We start from the raw sequence: 15,127 nt of genomic DNA, 5'->3' as shown, positions 1-15,127 counted from the left end.
TTGCTCTATCACTTTTGGTCCTCATCGGCCGCCTTGGGGACCAAAAGTGATAGGGCAACAGCGGACTTTCAAGGAGCACCTCCCATGAACAGCTTCACTGACAACTTCACCATCAACGGGATCACACTGACCGCGCAGCCGATTTGCCGGCAGAGCGAGGTTCTTACCCCGGACGCTTTGGCCTTTGTGGCCAAGCTGCACCGGGCCACGGCCGGTCGCCGGCAGGAGCTGCTGCAGGCACGGCAGGAACGCCGCCACCAGATCTCCAAGGGCCAGGACCCGCGGTTCCTGCGCGAGACCGAGGCCGTGCGCAATGACCCGAACTGGCGCGTAGCTCCCCCGGCTCCGGGCCTGGAGGACCGCCGCGTGGAGATCACCGGTCCGGTCGATAAGAAGATGACCATCAACGCACTGAACTCCGGTGCCAAGGTCTGGCTCGCGGACATGGAGGACTCCTCCACCCCGTCCTGGCGCAACGTGATCCAGGGCCAGCTCAACCTGACGGACGCGCTGGAACGCCGGATCGACTTCACCTCGCCCGAGGGCAAGGAGTACAAGCTGCGCCCGGCCGGGGAGCTGCCCACAGTGGTGGTCCGTCCCCGCGGCTGGCACCTGCCGGAAAAGCACATGCTCATCGACGGCGCCCCGATCGCCGGCGGGATCGTGGACTTCGGGCTGTACTTCTTCCACAACGCCCGCCGCCTGATCGCCCAGGGCAAGGGACCGTACTTCTACCTGCCCAAGATCGAGAGCCACCTCGAGGCCCGGCTGTGGAACGACATCTTCATCCTGGCCCAGGACCTGCTGGGCATTCCGCAGGGCACCATCCGCGCCACCGTGCTGATCGAGACCATCACCGCGGCGTTCGAGATGGAGGAGATCCTCTACGAACTCCGTGACCACGCGGCGGGCCTGAACGCCGGCCGCTGGGACTACATCTTCTCCCTGATCAAGAACTTCCGCACCCGCGGCCCCCGCTTCGTGCTGCCGGACCGCGGCCAGGTCACCATGACCCAGCCGTTCATGCGGGCCTACACCGAACATCTGGTCCGGGCCTGCCACAAGCGCGGTGCCATGGCGATCGGCGGGATGGCCGCGGCCGTCCCCAACCGCAAGGACCAGGCTGCCAACGCGATCGCCTTCGAGAAGGTCCGCGCGGACAAGACCCGTGAAGCCGGCGACGGCTTCGACGGCTCGTGGGTGGCGCACCCGGACCTGGTGCCGGTCTGCCGCGAGGTGTTCGACGGCGTCCTCGGCGACCGCCCGAACCAGCTCCAGCGCCTCCGCGAAGACGTCACCCCGGACGACCGCGCCCTCCTGGACATCTCCACGACCACCGGAACCATCACCGAACAGGGCCTCCGGAACAACATCGAGGTGGGGATCCGTTACATCGAGTCCTGGCTGCGCGGCAACGGCGCCGTGGCCATCCACAACCTGATGGAGGACGCCGCCACCGCGGAAATCTCCCGCTCGCAGCTGTGGCAGTGGATCTTCTCCCGGGCCATCACCGACCACGGCGATGTGGTCACCCGGGAGTGGGTGGAGGACATGCTGGACGAGGAATTCGCCAAGCTGGAGCGCTTCGAGGGGGACCGTTTCGCCGACGCGCGGGACATCTTCGAGGAAGTCACCCTCAGCAACGAGTTCCCCTCGTTCCTGACCCTGCCGGCCTACGACCGCTTCCTGCATGAAGCGCGCGACGGCGCCGACGTCGCCACCGGGGACCCCGCGCTGGTTCCGGCGTAGGACTCCACGGCCCCGGGCATCCGGGTCCGCAAAGATTTCCGTTAGCTGGGCTGCCATGCCCTTCGCAACAGGCACCCCGAAATCCGGGTGGCAGTCCAGCAACGGAAGACCCCCACCTACTCGACAACGGCGTCGAGATGACGGCTAAGGCCCATGTTCCTCACGAACATGGGCCTTAGCTGTTGTCTTGATTGAAGTCACCCCGGCGCAGCTTCAACACCCTCAAGCATTTGCGGTCGCTGCCCGCGGCGGTCACTGCCCGCCCGGTACGACTAGCTCGTCCTCACGTACAGATCGGCCGCCGCCCTACAGTCCTTCGTCATCTGGAGCGCAGCACTGGTGTTGGTAAGACCAGCCCCTAGCCCTCCTGGTCGATGGCCGACATATCGCCGACGCCAGGCGTGCCATCGGCGAGCGCGTAGCGCTGCATCACCGCACCCTTCGGTGAGGCGACGACCGGCTCGATGAGTCTGAGGTTCGTCGGAACCACACCGTCGGCGAAGACTTTCTTTCCACCGCCGAGGAGGATCGGATAGACCCAGAGCGTGAGCCGATCGAAGAGCCGCTCGGCGAAAAGGGTCTGTACGAAGTCGAGGCTGCCGATGACGTGGATGTTCGCGTGCCGGTCGCGCAGTTCGCGCACGGCGGCGACGACATCAGGACCGAGCAGTGTGGAGTCGGCCCACTCGAGGGTCGGCGTCTGGCGCGAGGCCACGTATTTCGGGAGGCGGTTGAACAGCCGCGCGATTTCCCCTTCCGCGTGCGGCCAGTACGCGGCGAAGATGTCGTAGGTCCGGCGCCCAAGCAGCAGCGCGTCCATCCCCGCCATCCCGGAGTCAATTTGTTCGCCGACGACCTCGTCGAAGAGAGGCGCCTGCCAGCCGCCAAACGCGAAACCGTCGTCGGCGTCCTCGTCCGGCCCGCCGGGCGCCTGCGCGACGCCGTCGAGCGTGGTGAACAAGTCGATATGGATGAGTCCCATGCCGTGCTCCTTCTCTGTCGCCCGTCGTCGCCCCGGCGACGGGATCACTTCGACGCTGTCACACGATCCCACTGCGAAGCAACGGTTTCACCGGATCGACACGGGCATCCGACAACACCTCAGCCGAGCCACGACATCAGTCCGCCCCGAACACTAGGCGAACGTTAGGAGGCACACCCTAGCGCGGCTTGGGCACGCGGCGCAGGGACAGCGCGGTGCCCACGATGAATGCGCAGACGGAGCAGAGGATCATCAGCAGCGGGCCGGTCCAGGCTCCGGTGACCCCGTGGACGTAGCCGAGCAGTGTCGGCGCCACTGCGCCGAACGAGTACCCCGTGCCCTGGACGACGGCGGACATCCGGGCCGCTGAGGCCTGGTCCCGGGCCAGCCGGATGATGGCGAGGAAGATCAGTGTGATGCCGCCGCCCTGGGCCACACCGCCGAAGGAACACCACAGCCACCACAGCTCCGGGGCGAGCAGTAGGCCCAAAGGTACCGTGAGCCACAGCAGTCCCAGGGTGAGGCCCACCGCCGTCGTGCTGGCGAAACGGGCCGCCAGCGGCACGCCCAGTCCGCCCACAATGGCGAGAATCTGGAAGAGCGAGGACCCTGCCCCGGCGGCTGCGGGCGCCATGCCCAGGACGTCGGCCAGCAGGCTCGGCAGCCACGCGGTCACTCCGTAGTAGGAGAACGCCTGCCCGGCGAACCCGAAGGTCAGGGCCGCGGTGATCCACCGGGAGGTGAGCTTGCCTCCCGGCCGTCCCGGGTCCGTGGCGGGGACGGCTTCGGGAATAAAGGCCCGCCGGCCGACGGCGATCACCCAGACCGTGCCGGCCGACACCGCGAAGAGTCCACTGGCCGCAATCGAGGCCCGCCAGCCCAGCAGATCGGCCAGCGGAGCGGACACCATGGAGGTCAGGAACGAGCCGATATTCAGCGCCGCGGTGTACGTGCCCATCGCCGCGCCCTGCCGGGCCGGGGTGAAGTCACGCCGGATGATCAGCGGGACCACGATGTTGCCGATCGTGATGGCGACACCGAGGATCACGGTGCCCAGCATGACGAGGGCGCCCCCGCCCGCGGAGCGGACCACGACGCCGAAGAGCACGCCGAGCAGGGTCAGGGTGATAGCGAACTCGGGACCCAGCTTGCGCCCGGCCAGGGAGGCCAGCGGCGCGGCCAGGGCAAAGCACAGCACGGGGATCCCGGTCAGGAATCCCAATTCCACCGGGGTGAAGCCGAGATCGTCCTCCAGCTGCGCGATTACCGGGGCCACGGCCACCAACGGGCCGCGCATGTTCAGCGCGATCAGCCCGATCGCGAGCATGAGGAGCCAGCCGCGAGGTGCCCGGGCCAGGTCGCTCATCGGGTGGGCCGGCGCCCGGCGGGCGGGCAGAAATATGGTTTCATCAGTCCCATTGCTATCACGGGCCCCTGCCGCACCTGCGGTATGTGACGCTTCAGGCGCCGCTTCCCGGGACACCCCTAGCCCGTGGCCTGCAGGGTCGCCTCTATGACGGCGGGCGAGAGCACGTGCTGCGTGACCATCTGGCTGGCGCCGAGGATGGCGGCCTGGTCCCCGGCCTTCGACACGCCGATCCGCAGGTGCGTCGTGGCCGGGGGCAGCGAGCGCCGGTAGACCACCTCGCGGACTCCGGCCATGAGGTGCTCCCCGGCCTGGCCGAGGCTTCCGCCGATCACAATCACCGAGGGGTTCAGCAGGTTCACCACCGTGGAGAGGACGTCGCCGAGGTCCCTGCCGGCCTGCCGCAACGCCTGGATGGCCTGCAGGTTCCCCTCTGCGACGAGACGCAGCACATCGCCGCCGTCGTGCGCCGGCAGGCCCTGCTGCGTCAGCGCCTTGGCGACCGCGGGCCCGGAGGCCAGGGCTTCGAGGCACCCGTAGTTGCCGCAACGGCACAGCACATCATCGCCGCGCGGAACCCGGACGTGTCCGAGGTCGCCGGCGGTTCCGTTGGCGCCGCGCTGGAGCTGGCCGCTGCTGATGATGCCCGCACCAATGCCGGTGGCCACCTTGATGAACAGGAAGTTGTCGTCCTCGGGCCAGTGCGCCGTGCGCTCGCCCAGCGCCATGATGTTCACGTCGTTGTCCACCAGGACCGGAACCGGGAGGGACCGCTGGACATGTCGGACGACGTCGAACCCGTCCCAGCCGGGCATGATCGGCGGCTTCACCGGCATGCCGGTGGCATGTTCCACCGGCCCCGGGAGCCCGATCCCGGCGCCGGCCAGATCCGCGGCGCCCCGGCCGGCCTCGCCGAGCAGCCGCAGCCCTTCATCGATCACACGGTCCAGGACAGCCACCGGGCCGTCTGCGACGTCCTGCGCCAGCCGGCGCTCCGCGAGCACCTTCCCGCTGAGATCCGTGACGGCAATGATCACGTGCGTGGCCCCGACATCCACCGCCAGCACTACCCGGGCGGCCGGGTTGAAGGCAAAGCGCGACGGCGGCCTGCCGCCGCTGGAGCTCGCCTCCCCGGCGGGGCCAACGAGTCCCGAGACCATCAGCGCGTCGATGCGGGAAGCGACGGTGGAGCGGGCCAGCCCGGTGGTCAGGGCCAGTTCCGCGCGGGTCCGGGCCTTGCCGTCGCGCAGGAGTTGGAAGAGGTCGCCGGCGCGGGACAGGCTGCCGCCAGCCTCTGGGGCTGCGGACTCGGTACCGGTGGGAGAACTCATGAGTAAGTGATAGCACGAAGATCTTCTGCATGTCACGGCGAAAAAAGATTGACACGCAGTTTTCAACTTTTGCTTGACGCCCGGCAAAAGTATCTCTAGCTTTGGCAGTGAGCCAGATCACCGCCCCAAGCAGGTTCGCTGCCGGGAGGGTGCAGGTACTTACGAAGGGGTATGGAACTTGTCGAGCCAAGAACATGCGGCACCGGCGCCGCTAGGGGTGGGGATCCTGGGGGCCGGCCACCTCCCGGGCGTCCTCTCCACTGCGATCTTCGCCTTCCTGCTGGCCTGGAACGACTACCTGGTTGCCATCGTGTTCCTGCGCTCCACAGAAATCTTCACCCTGCCCATGGGCGTGCAGTCCTTCTTCCAGCAGAATCAAACGGACTGGACCTCCGTCATGGCCCTGGCTGTGATCATGATGCTCCCGCCCATCCTCGTCTTCGCTGCCCTGAACAAGTACTTCAGCGTCGGCGGTATTGGCGGATCCCTCGCCGGCCGCTAGGCCTTCCCCTACTTGAAAACAACCGACTCCCAGCAAAGGAATCCCGTGTCTTATTCAATCCAGCTGTACACCCTCCGCAACGCCCTCCAGGAAGACCTGCCCGGCACCATCAGACAAGTCGCCGAGCTCGGCTTCACCCAGGTGGAGCCGTACAACTTCGTGGCGACGGCCAAGGAGCTCGGCGCGGCCCTGAAGGACAACGGCCTGACCGCCCCGTCCGGCCACGCCCCGCTGCTGAGCCAGGACCAGGACGAAATCTTCGCCGCGGCCCAGGAACTGGGCATTAGCACGGTGATCGATCCCTACCTCCCGGCCGAGCACTGGCAGTCCGCCGAAGATATCCAAGCCACCGCCGCGAAACTCAACGCCGCCGCCAAGAAGGGCGCCGGGTACGGCATCCGCGTCGGTTACCACAACCACGCCTGGGAGCTGGAGTCCAGCATCGACGGCCAGACAGCTTTGGAGTACTTCGCCGGGCTACTGGACCCGGAACTGGTCCTGGAGGTGGACACCTACTGGGCCGCCGTCGGCGGCCAAGACCCGGTCCAGCTGCTGCAGCGCCTCGGCGACCGCGTCAAGTTCATCCACATCAAGGACGGCCCCGTCAGCACCGACACCAAGGCGCAGCAGCCTGCCGGGCAGGGCAAGATTCCCGTGTGGGACGTCATCGCCGCGGCACAGTCCCTGGAAGTCGGCGTCGTGGAATTCGACGACTACTCCGGCGACATCTTCGACGGCATCGCCCAGAGCCTCGGCTACCTGCAGAGCGGTTCCGCCAGCGCGCAGGGCGTGAACGCATGAGCGCCGCACAGAATCAGGCAACCGGGCGCGGCCCGGTGGGCGTGGCGGTCATTGGGGCCGGCAACATCAGCAAGCAATACCTGGACAACCTGACGGTCTTCCCCGACATCAAGGTCCACGTGATCGCCGACCTCTTCGAGGACGCCGCCGCAGCGCGCGCCAAGGAATACGGCATCCCGGAGTGGGGCGGGGTCGATGCCGCCCTGAACCACCCCGACGTCGAGATCATCGTCAACCTGACCATCCCGGCTGCACACGTCGAAGTGGCCACGGCCGCCGTCAACGCCGGCAAACACGTCTGGACCGAAAAGCCGTTCTCGCTGGACCGCGACTCCGGCCTCGGCCTGCTGAAAACGGCCGACGCCGCCGGGCTGCGGCTCGGCTGCGCCCCGGACACGTTCCTCGGGGCCGGGCTGCAGACCGCGCGGCGGCTGATCGAACGCGGCGACATCGGCACGCCGCTGACGGCCATGACCACGTTCCAGACCCCCGGGCCGGAATCCTGGCACCCGAACCCCGCGTTCCTGTTCCAGTACGGTGCCGGGCCCCTGTTCGACATGGGCCCCTACTACCTGACGGCCCTGGTGCAGACGTTCGGCTCCGTGCGCCGCGTGGCCGCCACGGGCTCGAAGGCCAAACAGGTCCGGGTCATCGGCTCCGGGCCCAAGGCCGGCGAGGAATTCACGGTCGAGGTCCCCACCCACGTGTCCGCCATGGCCCAATTCGAGTCCGGCGCGTCCTCCCACAGCGTCTTCAGCTTCGAGTCGCCGCGGCTGCGGATGGGCTTCGTGGAGATCACCGGAACCGAGGCCACCATCTCGCTGCCGGATCCGAACTACTTCGACGGCAACGTCAGGCTCTGGCGCGCCGGCGACGAGGAATGGACGGTCATCCCGGCCACCGGCCCCAGCCAGGGCCGCGGCATGGGCGTGCTGGACATGGCCCGCTCCATCCGCGCCGGCGTCCCGCACCGCGCCACCGGCAACCTCGCCTACCACGTCCTGGACACCATGGTCTCGATCTCCGAGTCGATCGATTCCGGCACCTTCATCGACGTCGAAAGCGCCGTCCCCGCCTCCGCAGCCCTCCCCGAGGACTGGGACCCCACCGCTTCCACACTCTAGGAACCAGCAATGAACTCCCAAGAAACCAGCCCCGGCCCTCCCCCTTTGGGGGTGGCCATGATCGGGTACGCGTTCATGGGCAAAGCCCACTCGAACGCCTGGCGCAACGTGGCCAGCTACTTCGACGTCCCGGCCTTCGAACGGCGCGTCCTGATCGGACGCGACCCGGCCGGGGTCGCCGAGGCTGCCGCGAAGTACGGCTGGGCGGAGTCCGCCACGGACTGGCGCGCAGTCCTTGACCGGGACGACATCCACATCGTCGATATCTGCGCGCCGGGGTTCATGCACGCGGAAATCGCCATCGCCGCGCTGGCCGCCGGCAAGCACGTCCTCGTCGAAAAGCCGCTGGCCAATACCCTGGCCGAGGCTGAGGCCATGGCGGCGGCGGCCCGGAGCGCCCAGGACAAAGGGGTGCAGTCCATGATCGGCTTCAACTACCGCAGGGTCCCGGCCCTGGCGCTGGCCCGGGAGCTGATCGCGGAGGGCCGGCTCGGCACCGTCCGGCACGTCCGCGCGGCCTACCTGCAGGACTGGCTCGTGGACCCGGACTCGCCCATGACCTGGCGGCTGAGCAAGGAAACCGCGGGTTCGGGGGCGCTGGGCGACATCGCCAGCCATGCGATTGACCAGGTGCTGTTCCTCCTCGGCGACCAGGTCACCGAGGTCACCGGCCGGCTGCACACCTTCACGCCCAGCCGGCCCGGCCCCAATGGTCCGGAACAGGTGACAGTCGACGACGCCGCGTGGGCCACGCTGACCCTCGCCTCCGGGGCCATCGCCTCCGTGGAGGTCTCCCGGGTGGCCACCGGGCAGAAGAACTCGCTCAAGCTGGAGATCTATGGCGACAAGGGCGCCCTGCTGTTTGATCTGGAGGACCTGAACGAGCTCGGATTCCTCGACGCCACGCTGCCCGTCCGCGAACAGGGCTTCCGCCGCATCCTCGTCAACGAACCCGAGCACCCGTATCTTGAAGCATGGTGGCCGCAGGGCCACGTGATCGGCTGGGAACACACGTTCACGCACGAGATCCGAGACTTCCTCCTGGCGGTGGGCAGCGGAACCCAGCCGTCGCCGTCGTTCGAGGACGGCTTGGCCGTCCAGCGGATCCTCACAGCCGTGGAGGAAAGCGCCGCGGCCAGAAGTTCGCTCATCCAGCTCACTCCGTCCGCATCGACCACCCAGACGACGACTACCGAAGGAGCCTGACATGCCCCGCCCCTACACCCTGTTCACCGGCCAGTGGGCCGATCTGCCGTTCGAGGAAGTCGCGCGCCTGGCCTCCGGCTGGGGCTACGACGGCCTGGAAATCGCCGTCTCCGGCGACCACCTGGACGCCTGGCGGTGGGACGAGCCCGGCTACGTCGAGTCCAAACTCGCCGTGCTGGAGAAGTGCAACCTGAAGGTCTGGGCCATCTCCAACCACCTCAAGGGCCAGGCCGTGTGCGACGACCCGATCGACTTCCGCCACGAGGCCATCGTCGGGGCCAAGGTCTGGGGCGACGGCGACCCCGAAGGCGTCCGCACGCGCGCCGCCGAGGAAATGCGGCACACCGCCCGGCTCGCCAAGGCCCTGGGCGTGGACACCGTGGTCGGCTTCACCGGCTCCTCCATCTGGCAGTACGTCGCGATGTTCCCGCCCGTGCCGGAGAAGGTGATCGAGGCCGGCTACCAGGACTTCGCGGACCGCTGGAACCCGATTTTGGACGTCTTCGACGAGTGCGGCGTCCGCTTCGCGCACGAGGTCCACCCCTCCGAGATCGCCTACGACTACTGGACCACCGTCCGGACCCTCGAGGCGATCGGCCACCGCAAAGCTTTCGGGCTGAACTGGGACCCGTCCCATTTCATGTGGCAGGGCATCGACCCGGTCTCCTTCATCTGGGACTTCAAGGACCGGATCTACCACGTGGACTGCAAGGACACCAAGCTGCGGCCCACCGGCCGGAACACCGTGATGGGCTCACACCTGCCCTGGGGCGACCCGCGCCGCGGCTGGGACTTCGTCTCCGCTGGCCGCGGGGACGTGCCCTGGGAATCGTCCTTCCGCGCCCTGGCCGCGATCGGCTACGACGGCCCCATCTCGGTCGAATGGGAGGACGCCGGCATGGACCGGCTCCACGGCGCCCCCGAAGCCCTCGCCGCGCTCAAGAAGTACGATTTCCCGCCCTCGAACACCTCCTTCGACGCCGCCTTCAAGCAGTAAGGGACCGGCCGAAAAGCGGCAATAGTGAACGCTCGTTTATTCCTTGACGGATCAGAACCGCTGCTGTAACAGTTAGCTCGTGGAGGGCGCATCGATGGAGAACCACAACGAAACTGATGCCGTGAATGCTTCCGAGGCGCTCCACTCCGGCTCCCCGGCACCACCGCCAATCCTGGAAGTCCGCGGACTGACCAAGAGTTTTTTCGGCATACCCGTACTGGAAGACGCCCATCTCAGCCTTCACCGGGGAGAGGTGCACGGGCTCATGGGGGAAAACGGCGCCGGAAAGTCCACCCTGATGAAGGTGCTGGCCGGCGTGTACCAGCCCGACGCCGGAACCGTCCTCCTGGACGGCGAGGAAGTCAACTTCAGCCACCCCACGAAGGCGCACGAAGCCGGGCTGTCGTCGGTGTTCCAGGAGTTCAACCTCCTGCCGGACCGGACGGTGGCCGAGAACATCTATCTTGGCCGGGAGCCGCGCCGCGGACTGCTCGTGAACAAGGCCCTGATGAATTCGAAAACGGCGGAGTTGCTTGATTCCCTGGGGATCACCGCCATCCGGCCCACCATGCAGGTGCGGAGCCTGACTGTGGCTGAGCAGCAGATAGTAGAGATCGCGAAGGCAGTCAGCTACGACGCGCGGATCATCTCCATGGACGAGCCGACTGCGGCCCTGGCCGGCACCGAAGTTGAACTCCTCTACGAGATCGTGGCACGCCTCCGTGAACGTGGGACGGCCATCCTCTATGTCTCCCACCGCCTCCGCGAAGTGTTCGACCTCTGCGACGTCATCACCGTCCTGAAGGACGGCAAAGTCGTCAGCACCCTACCCGCCTCGGAACTTGACGACGCCCAGCTGGTCCGGCTGATGGTGGGCCGGCCCATTTCGGCGTTCTTCCCCGACAAGCTACCCCGGGAGGACGGGGACCCCGACGGCCCGGGGGAGAAGCCGATCCTCGAGTTGCAAGGCGCCGGAAACGGCCAGCTGGACGGGATAAGCCTCAGCATTCGCCCCGGCGAGATTGTCGGCTTGGCCGGGCTTCAAGGGTCCGGCCGCACGGAAATGCTTCATGGCATCTTTGGCGCAGCACCCTTCACCCGCGGAACAATGAAAATGGCCGGCGGGGAGCTGTTGCCCAAGTCGCCGCGCCAAGGCGTGCGGGCACGGATGGCCCTGATCACAGAGGACCGCAAGACTGAAGGCCTGAGCCTGAACCAGTCCATCCTGGACAACGCACTTAGTGTGATCAGGTCGGTCTTTCCACGCCGCACAGGGACCGTCAGGACAGAAATCCCGGGCGTATTCTCCTCCCTCGAGGTTATCGCCCGTGACCTGGACCAGGAGGTGCAGTACCTGTCGGGCGGCAACCAGCAAAAGGTGGTCCTCGCCAAGTGGCTGGCTATCCACCCCCGGCTCGTCCTGCTGGATGAACCCACCCGCGGCATTGACGTGGGGGCCAAGGTGGCGGTTTACCGGCTGATGCGCCAGCTCGCGGCGGAAGGCAAGGCCATCTTGATGGTGTCCAGCGAGCTCCCGGAAGTTATCGGCATGTCGGACCGGATCCTTGTCATGCGTGATGGCCGGCTCGTCGGCGAACTGCCTGCCGGAACGTCAGAAGAAGCCATCCTCCAGCTGGGCACCGGCGCCCGGACAGCACCCGAAGGAGAGGCATGAAACAGCGAGCGGGCTTCTTCCAGAGGCTGTCCTCCACGCAGATCGTCTACCTGGTGGCGCTGGTGACACTCATCCTGGGTGTGTTGTTGGTGAACTCCATCGGGCGGAGTTTCTTCAGCCCAGGAAATATCTCGAGCATCCTGACCGGAACCAGCGTTCTGGGCTTCATCGCCATCGGCCAGACACTGGTCATCCTGGCAGGCAGCCTGGATCTGTCAGTTCCCTACGTCACCAGTCTGGCCAGCCTCATCGCCGCCGGGGTGATGGCCAACAACTCAAACAACGTCCTGTCCGGAGTCCTGCTGACGCTGGGGACGGCAGCAGTCATTGGACTCGCGAACGGGCTGATCGTCGCCCGCCTGAATGTGCACGGATTCATCGCCACGCTCGGCGTTGGCCTGATCATCAGCGGCTACCTCGCCACCAATTTTAAGGGCAGCTTCGGCGAGACACCGCTAGCGTTCCGCTTGGTCGGCGCCACGGGGATCGGCCCGGTTCCGATCTCCACGATCATCATGCTGGCCTGCGCGGGCCTGGCCGGGCTGCTCCTGCACCGTACCCGCGTCGGGCACCACCTGTACGCTGTCGGCGGCGACATTGCCGTCGCCCGTACGTCCGGAATCCGCGTTGACGTGCCGGTCATTACGGCGCACGTCATCTGTTCAGTACTGGCGGGGATGGCAGGGCTGCTCCTTGCCAGCAGGCTGGGCGTGGGTAGTCCCACTGTGGGTTCCCAGGGCGGCTACGATCTGCTCTCCATCGCAGCAGTTGTGCTCGGCGGCACGTTGCTCTCCGGCGGCAAAGGGACTATCACCGGCACCCTCGGCGGCGTGCTGATCTTTGCCATGCTGGACAACATCATGTCCGTCATGCAGGTCAACCCGTTCCTGAAGGACGTGGTCAGAGGCGTAGTCATCGTCGTCGCCGTCGCCGTCTATGCCCGGCGCCGGATCGTCAGCAGACCCGAACGGTTCGACTCGAAAGGTTCCGCGGAAACGCCCGCTGCCCAGCCTGTGCCCGCGGAGGGGCCATGAGCACGGCACTGAACTCCGAGCGCAGCGCAGTTCTCAAGCGCAACCGAGCTAGCCGTTCCGAGCGGCTCCTGCGCGCCGTCCGCACCCCCGGCGGCGCCGTCTTCATCCTGCTGATCGGCCTCCTGGTGGCAATCATCGTCTTGAATCCGTCCTTCGGGGAGCCGGGCTCCTTCATCCGGTTCATCGGCAGAACTGCCCCCATTGCCATCGCCGCCATCGGCCAGTACTTCGTCATTGTAGGCGGGGAATTCGACCTGTCGATGGGATCGGTCGTGACGATGCAGGTCATCGTTGCCGGCAACCTGATACGGCAGGACGATTCCAAGGTGATCCCCGTGCTGGTCCTGATGTTTGTGCTGGGAGCATTCATCGGGCTGGTGAACGGACTGATCACCACGCTCCTGCAAGTCCCGAGTTTCATTGTCACGCTGGGCATGATGCTGGCGCTGCTCGGGCTGGTCCTCTACTGGACCGGCGGCGCGGCCCAGGGGAACCCTGCGGACAGCTTCCGGCAGATCGGGCGCGGCGGCATCCAGGACGTTCCGGTCCTGGACATCATTCCCTACCCGGTCATAATCCTGACGGCGGTGGCGGTAGCGGCGTTCGTCCTGATGCGCCGCCCCTACGGCCGCATGCTTATCGCAGTCGGCGACAATCCTGCGGCGGCCGCACTGGCCGGCTCGCGCGTCTGGTGGGTGCGGACGCGGGCCTTCATGATGTCGTCGCTGTCGGCCACCGTGGCCGGCATCCTGCTCGTGGGTTACGCCGGCGTGCACCCGTCGGTGGGGCGCGGGTACGAGTTCACGGCGATCACCGCCGTCGTTCTCGGGGGCGTTGTGCTGGGCGGCGGACGCGGCTGGGTCCTGTCCGCCGCGGCCGGGGCGTTCGCCCTGGAGTCGTTGTTCACCCTCCTAAACTTCATGGGCGTCCAGGCGACGTGGCGGGACACGGTCCAAGGAGCAATCATCATCATCGCTGTGGCCGCGGCATCCAGGTCGTGGCAGCGCAAGCGCAAGGGAGCCAGTTCCGCTGCCCATGACGAACAGCACAAGTTGGCCGCAGCACCCACGCCCGCCGAGGGCATCGAACAAGGAGGAGAAAGAGTCTGATGCGCAATAATCCTGTCCGCGCGATCGCCCTTGCCGCAACACTGCCGCTGGTGGCCCTGACCGCCTGTACCACCACCGACCCATCCGTCACCCAAACATCAGGGACCAGCACCGGCTCTGCGGCGGCATCCAGCCCGGCAAGCAAAGACTGGTTTGACCAGGCGCTGTACGACACACAGAACCAGCAGCGCTCGGCAACCTTTGAAGGGAGCCCGGAGAAGCCCTACCTGCAGTACATCGCGGGCCCGATGACGGACACGTCCAAGTTCAAGGCCCCGGGAGCGCACAAGGTCTGCTTCGCCAACGCCTCCATCTCCAACCCGTGGCGGCAAACCGGGTGGATCACCATGAACCAGCAACTCAAGGCACTCCAGGGCTCCGGGGTCATTTCCGAAATGGAAACACGGGATGCCAAGGACAATGACAACACCCAAATTGCGGACATCGACTATTTCATCGCCGAGGGCAAATGCGATGCGTTCGTCATTTCACCCAATTCCACGGCCGCCCTCACGCAGGCCGTCGAACGTGCCTGCCAGACGGGCAAGCCCGTGGTGGTGTTTGACCGCGGTGTGGAGACCGACTGCGCCACCACGTTCATCCATCCGATCGGCGGATTCGCCTGGGGCATCGACACCGCCACTTTCCTGAGTGACAAGCTTCAGTCCGGCGACAAGGTTGTTGCCCTTCGCATCCTCCCGGGTGTGGATGTCCTGGAGCACCGCTGGGCGGCGGCCAAGAAGATCTTCGAGGAAAAGGGAATCCAGGCCAAGGACTACTTCACCAACGCCGACCCCACCGAGATCAAGAAGATCATCTCCGATGAACTGGCCACGGGCGACGTCAAGGGCGTGTGGATGGACGCCGGAGACGGTGCGGTGGCGGCCCTCGAGGCCTTCGAGGATGCAGGCAAGAAGCTGCCCGTGATGACCGGCGAGGATGAGATGAGCTTCCTGACCAAGTGGAAGCAAACCGGAATCGACGCCATGGCCCCGGTCTATTCGAACTTCCAATGGCGAACCCCGCTGCTGGCATTGGAAAAGATCTTTAAGGGCGAGCCGATTCCGACCGAATGGGTTCTGCCGCAGAAGCCCATCCTCGCGGACGAACTGGACCAATGGCTGCAGCGTAACCAGGGCATGCCCAGCGGGCACTACGCCAAGTTCGGCGGTGAGGACCTGGCCGGCTACCCGGAGGTCTGGCAGCAACGGCAGATTCCCTGACGCGGCCCGGCGGTCGCGCGGAATACCC

The 15,127-nt window shown here is 66.5% G+C and carries 12 protein-coding genes and 1 pseudogene; 10 read left to right on the top strand and 3 right to left on the bottom strand.

From position 1 onward, the window contains the following. Positions 1 to 84 precede the first annotated feature (84 nt). Positions 85 to 1,749: a malate synthase A gene (gene aceB, locus AC1DR1_RS09175; RefSeq protein ID WP_476992491.1), complete on the top strand. Its 1,665-nt coding sequence runs from the start codon at positions 85 to 87 to the stop codon at positions 1,747 to 1,749. 358 nt (positions 1,750 to 2,107) lie between these two features. Here aceB and AC1DR1_RS09170 read toward each other — a convergent pair whose 3' ends face one another. From AC1DR1_RS09170 to AC1DR1_RS09160, 3 genes are all read right to left on the bottom strand, one after another. Next, positions 2,108 to 2,731 (bottom strand): dihydrofolate reductase family protein, encoded by a 624-nt coding sequence (locus tag AC1DR1_RS09170; protein ID WP_229993665.1) that lies wholly within the window; start codon positions 2,729 to 2,731, stop codon positions 2,108 to 2,110. Between the two features lie 178 nt (positions 2,732 to 2,909). Beyond that, on the bottom strand, positions 2,910 to 4,097 hold the full coding sequence (locus AC1DR1_RS09165; protein WP_364748413.1) for an MFS transporter: 1,188 nt from the start codon (positions 4,095 to 4,097) through the stop codon (positions 2,910 to 2,912). 119 nt (positions 4,098 to 4,216) lie between these two features. Continuing rightward, positions 4,217 to 5,428, bottom strand: coding sequence for an ROK family transcriptional regulator (locus AC1DR1_RS09160; protein WP_476992490.1), 1,212 nt, complete (start codon positions 5,426 to 5,428; stop codon positions 4,217 to 4,219). Positions 5,429 to 5,669: 241 nt separating this feature from the next. On the opposite strand from AC1DR1_RS09160, the pseudogene AC1DR1_RS09155 reads away from it, so the two are divergent. The 9 genes and pseudogenes from AC1DR1_RS09155 to AC1DR1_RS09115 form a co-directional block, all read left to right on the top strand. Beyond that, positions 5,670 to 5,930: pseudogene (locus AC1DR1_RS09155) on the top strand (carbohydrate ABC transporter permease); the annotation flags it as partial. A gap of 45 nt (positions 5,931 to 5,975) precedes the next feature. Further along, complete coding sequence (locus AC1DR1_RS09150; protein ID WP_476992489.1) at positions 5,976 to 6,731, top strand: sugar phosphate isomerase/epimerase family protein; 756 nt, start codon at positions 5,976 to 5,978, stop codon at positions 6,729 to 6,731. Continuing rightward, a complete protein-coding gene (locus AC1DR1_RS09145) occupies positions 6,728 to 7,855 on the top strand; it encodes a Gfo/Idh/MocA family protein (RefSeq protein ID WP_476992488.1) in 1,128 nt (375 codons plus the stop codon). Before AC1DR1_RS09150 ends, AC1DR1_RS09145 begins: the two co-directional genes overlap by 4 nt. A 9-nt stretch (positions 7,856 to 7,864) precedes the next feature. Then, entirely contained in the window at positions 7,865 to 9,061 is a 1,197-nt protein-coding gene (locus AC1DR1_RS09140) for a Gfo/Idh/MocA family protein (protein WP_476992487.1), read from the top strand. Between the two features lies 1 nt (position 9,062). Then, positions 9,063 to 10,058: a sugar phosphate isomerase/epimerase family protein gene (locus tag AC1DR1_RS09135; RefSeq protein ID WP_476992486.1), complete on the top strand. Its 996-nt coding sequence runs from the start codon at positions 9,063 to 9,065 to the stop codon at positions 10,056 to 10,058. Between the two features lie 94 nt (positions 10,059 to 10,152). After that, a complete protein-coding gene (locus AC1DR1_RS09130) occupies positions 10,153 to 11,733 on the top strand; it encodes a sugar ABC transporter ATP-binding protein (RefSeq protein ID WP_476992485.1) in 1,581 nt (526 codons plus the stop codon). Further along, entirely contained in the window at positions 11,730 to 12,767 is a 1,038-nt protein-coding gene (locus AC1DR1_RS09125) for an ABC transporter permease (protein ID WP_229993673.1), read from the top strand. The genes AC1DR1_RS09130 and AC1DR1_RS09125 overlap by 4 nt, the downstream gene beginning before the upstream one ends. Continuing rightward, positions 12,764 to 13,876 (top strand): ABC transporter permease, encoded by a 1,113-nt coding sequence (locus AC1DR1_RS09120; protein WP_476992484.1) that lies wholly within the window; start codon positions 12,764 to 12,766, stop codon positions 13,874 to 13,876. The genes AC1DR1_RS09125 and AC1DR1_RS09120 overlap by 4 nt, the downstream gene beginning before the upstream one ends. After that, complete coding sequence (locus AC1DR1_RS09115) at positions 13,876 to 15,099, top strand: substrate-binding domain-containing protein (RefSeq protein ID WP_229993675.1); 1,224 nt, start codon at positions 13,876 to 13,878, stop codon at positions 15,097 to 15,099. The genes AC1DR1_RS09120 and AC1DR1_RS09115 overlap by 1 nt, the downstream gene beginning before the upstream one ends. Positions 15,100 to 15,127: the final 28 nt, after the last annotated feature.

This window comes from Arthrobacter sp. P4_F10 (assembly GCF_056401435.1).
This window is presented reverse-complemented; position numbering and strand designations above follow the sequence as displayed.

Bases quoted from the DNA above. Each gene is read 5' to 3' on its own strand.
- aceB (WP_476992491.1), top strand. From the start codon at position 85: ATGAACAGCTTCACTGACAACTTCACCATCAACGGGATCACACTGACC.
- AC1DR1_RS09170 (WP_229993665.1), bottom strand. From the start codon at position 2,731: ATGGGACTCATCCATATCGACTTGTTCACCACGCTCGACGGCGTCGCG.
- AC1DR1_RS09165 (WP_364748413.1), bottom strand. From the start codon at position 4,097: ATGAGCGACCTGGCCCGGGCACCTCGCGGCTGGCTCCTCATGCTCGCG.
- AC1DR1_RS09160 (WP_476992490.1), bottom strand. From the start codon at position 5,428: ATGAGTTCTCCCACCGGTACCGAGTCCGCAGCCCCAGAGGCTGGCGGC.
- AC1DR1_RS09145 (WP_476992488.1), top strand. From the start codon at position 6,728: ATGAGCGCCGCACAGAATCAGGCAACCGGGCGCGGCCCGGTGGGCGTG.
- AC1DR1_RS09140 (WP_476992487.1), top strand. From the start codon at position 7,865: ATGAACTCCCAAGAAACCAGCCCCGGCCCTCCCCCTTTGGGGGTGGCC.
- AC1DR1_RS09135 (WP_476992486.1), top strand. From the start codon at position 9,063: ATGCCCCGCCCCTACACCCTGTTCACCGGCCAGTGGGCCGATCTGCCG.
- AC1DR1_RS09130 (WP_476992485.1), top strand. From the start codon at position 10,153: ATGGAGAACCACAACGAAACTGATGCCGTGAATGCTTCCGAGGCGCTC.
- AC1DR1_RS09125 (WP_229993673.1), top strand. From the start codon at position 11,730: ATGAAACAGCGAGCGGGCTTCTTCCAGAGGCTGTCCTCCACGCAGATC.
- AC1DR1_RS09120 (WP_476992484.1), top strand. From the start codon at position 12,764: ATGAGCACGGCACTGAACTCCGAGCGCAGCGCAGTTCTCAAGCGCAAC.
- AC1DR1_RS09115 (WP_229993675.1), top strand. From the start codon at position 13,876: ATGCGCAATAATCCTGTCCGCGCGATCGCCCTTGCCGCAACACTGCCG.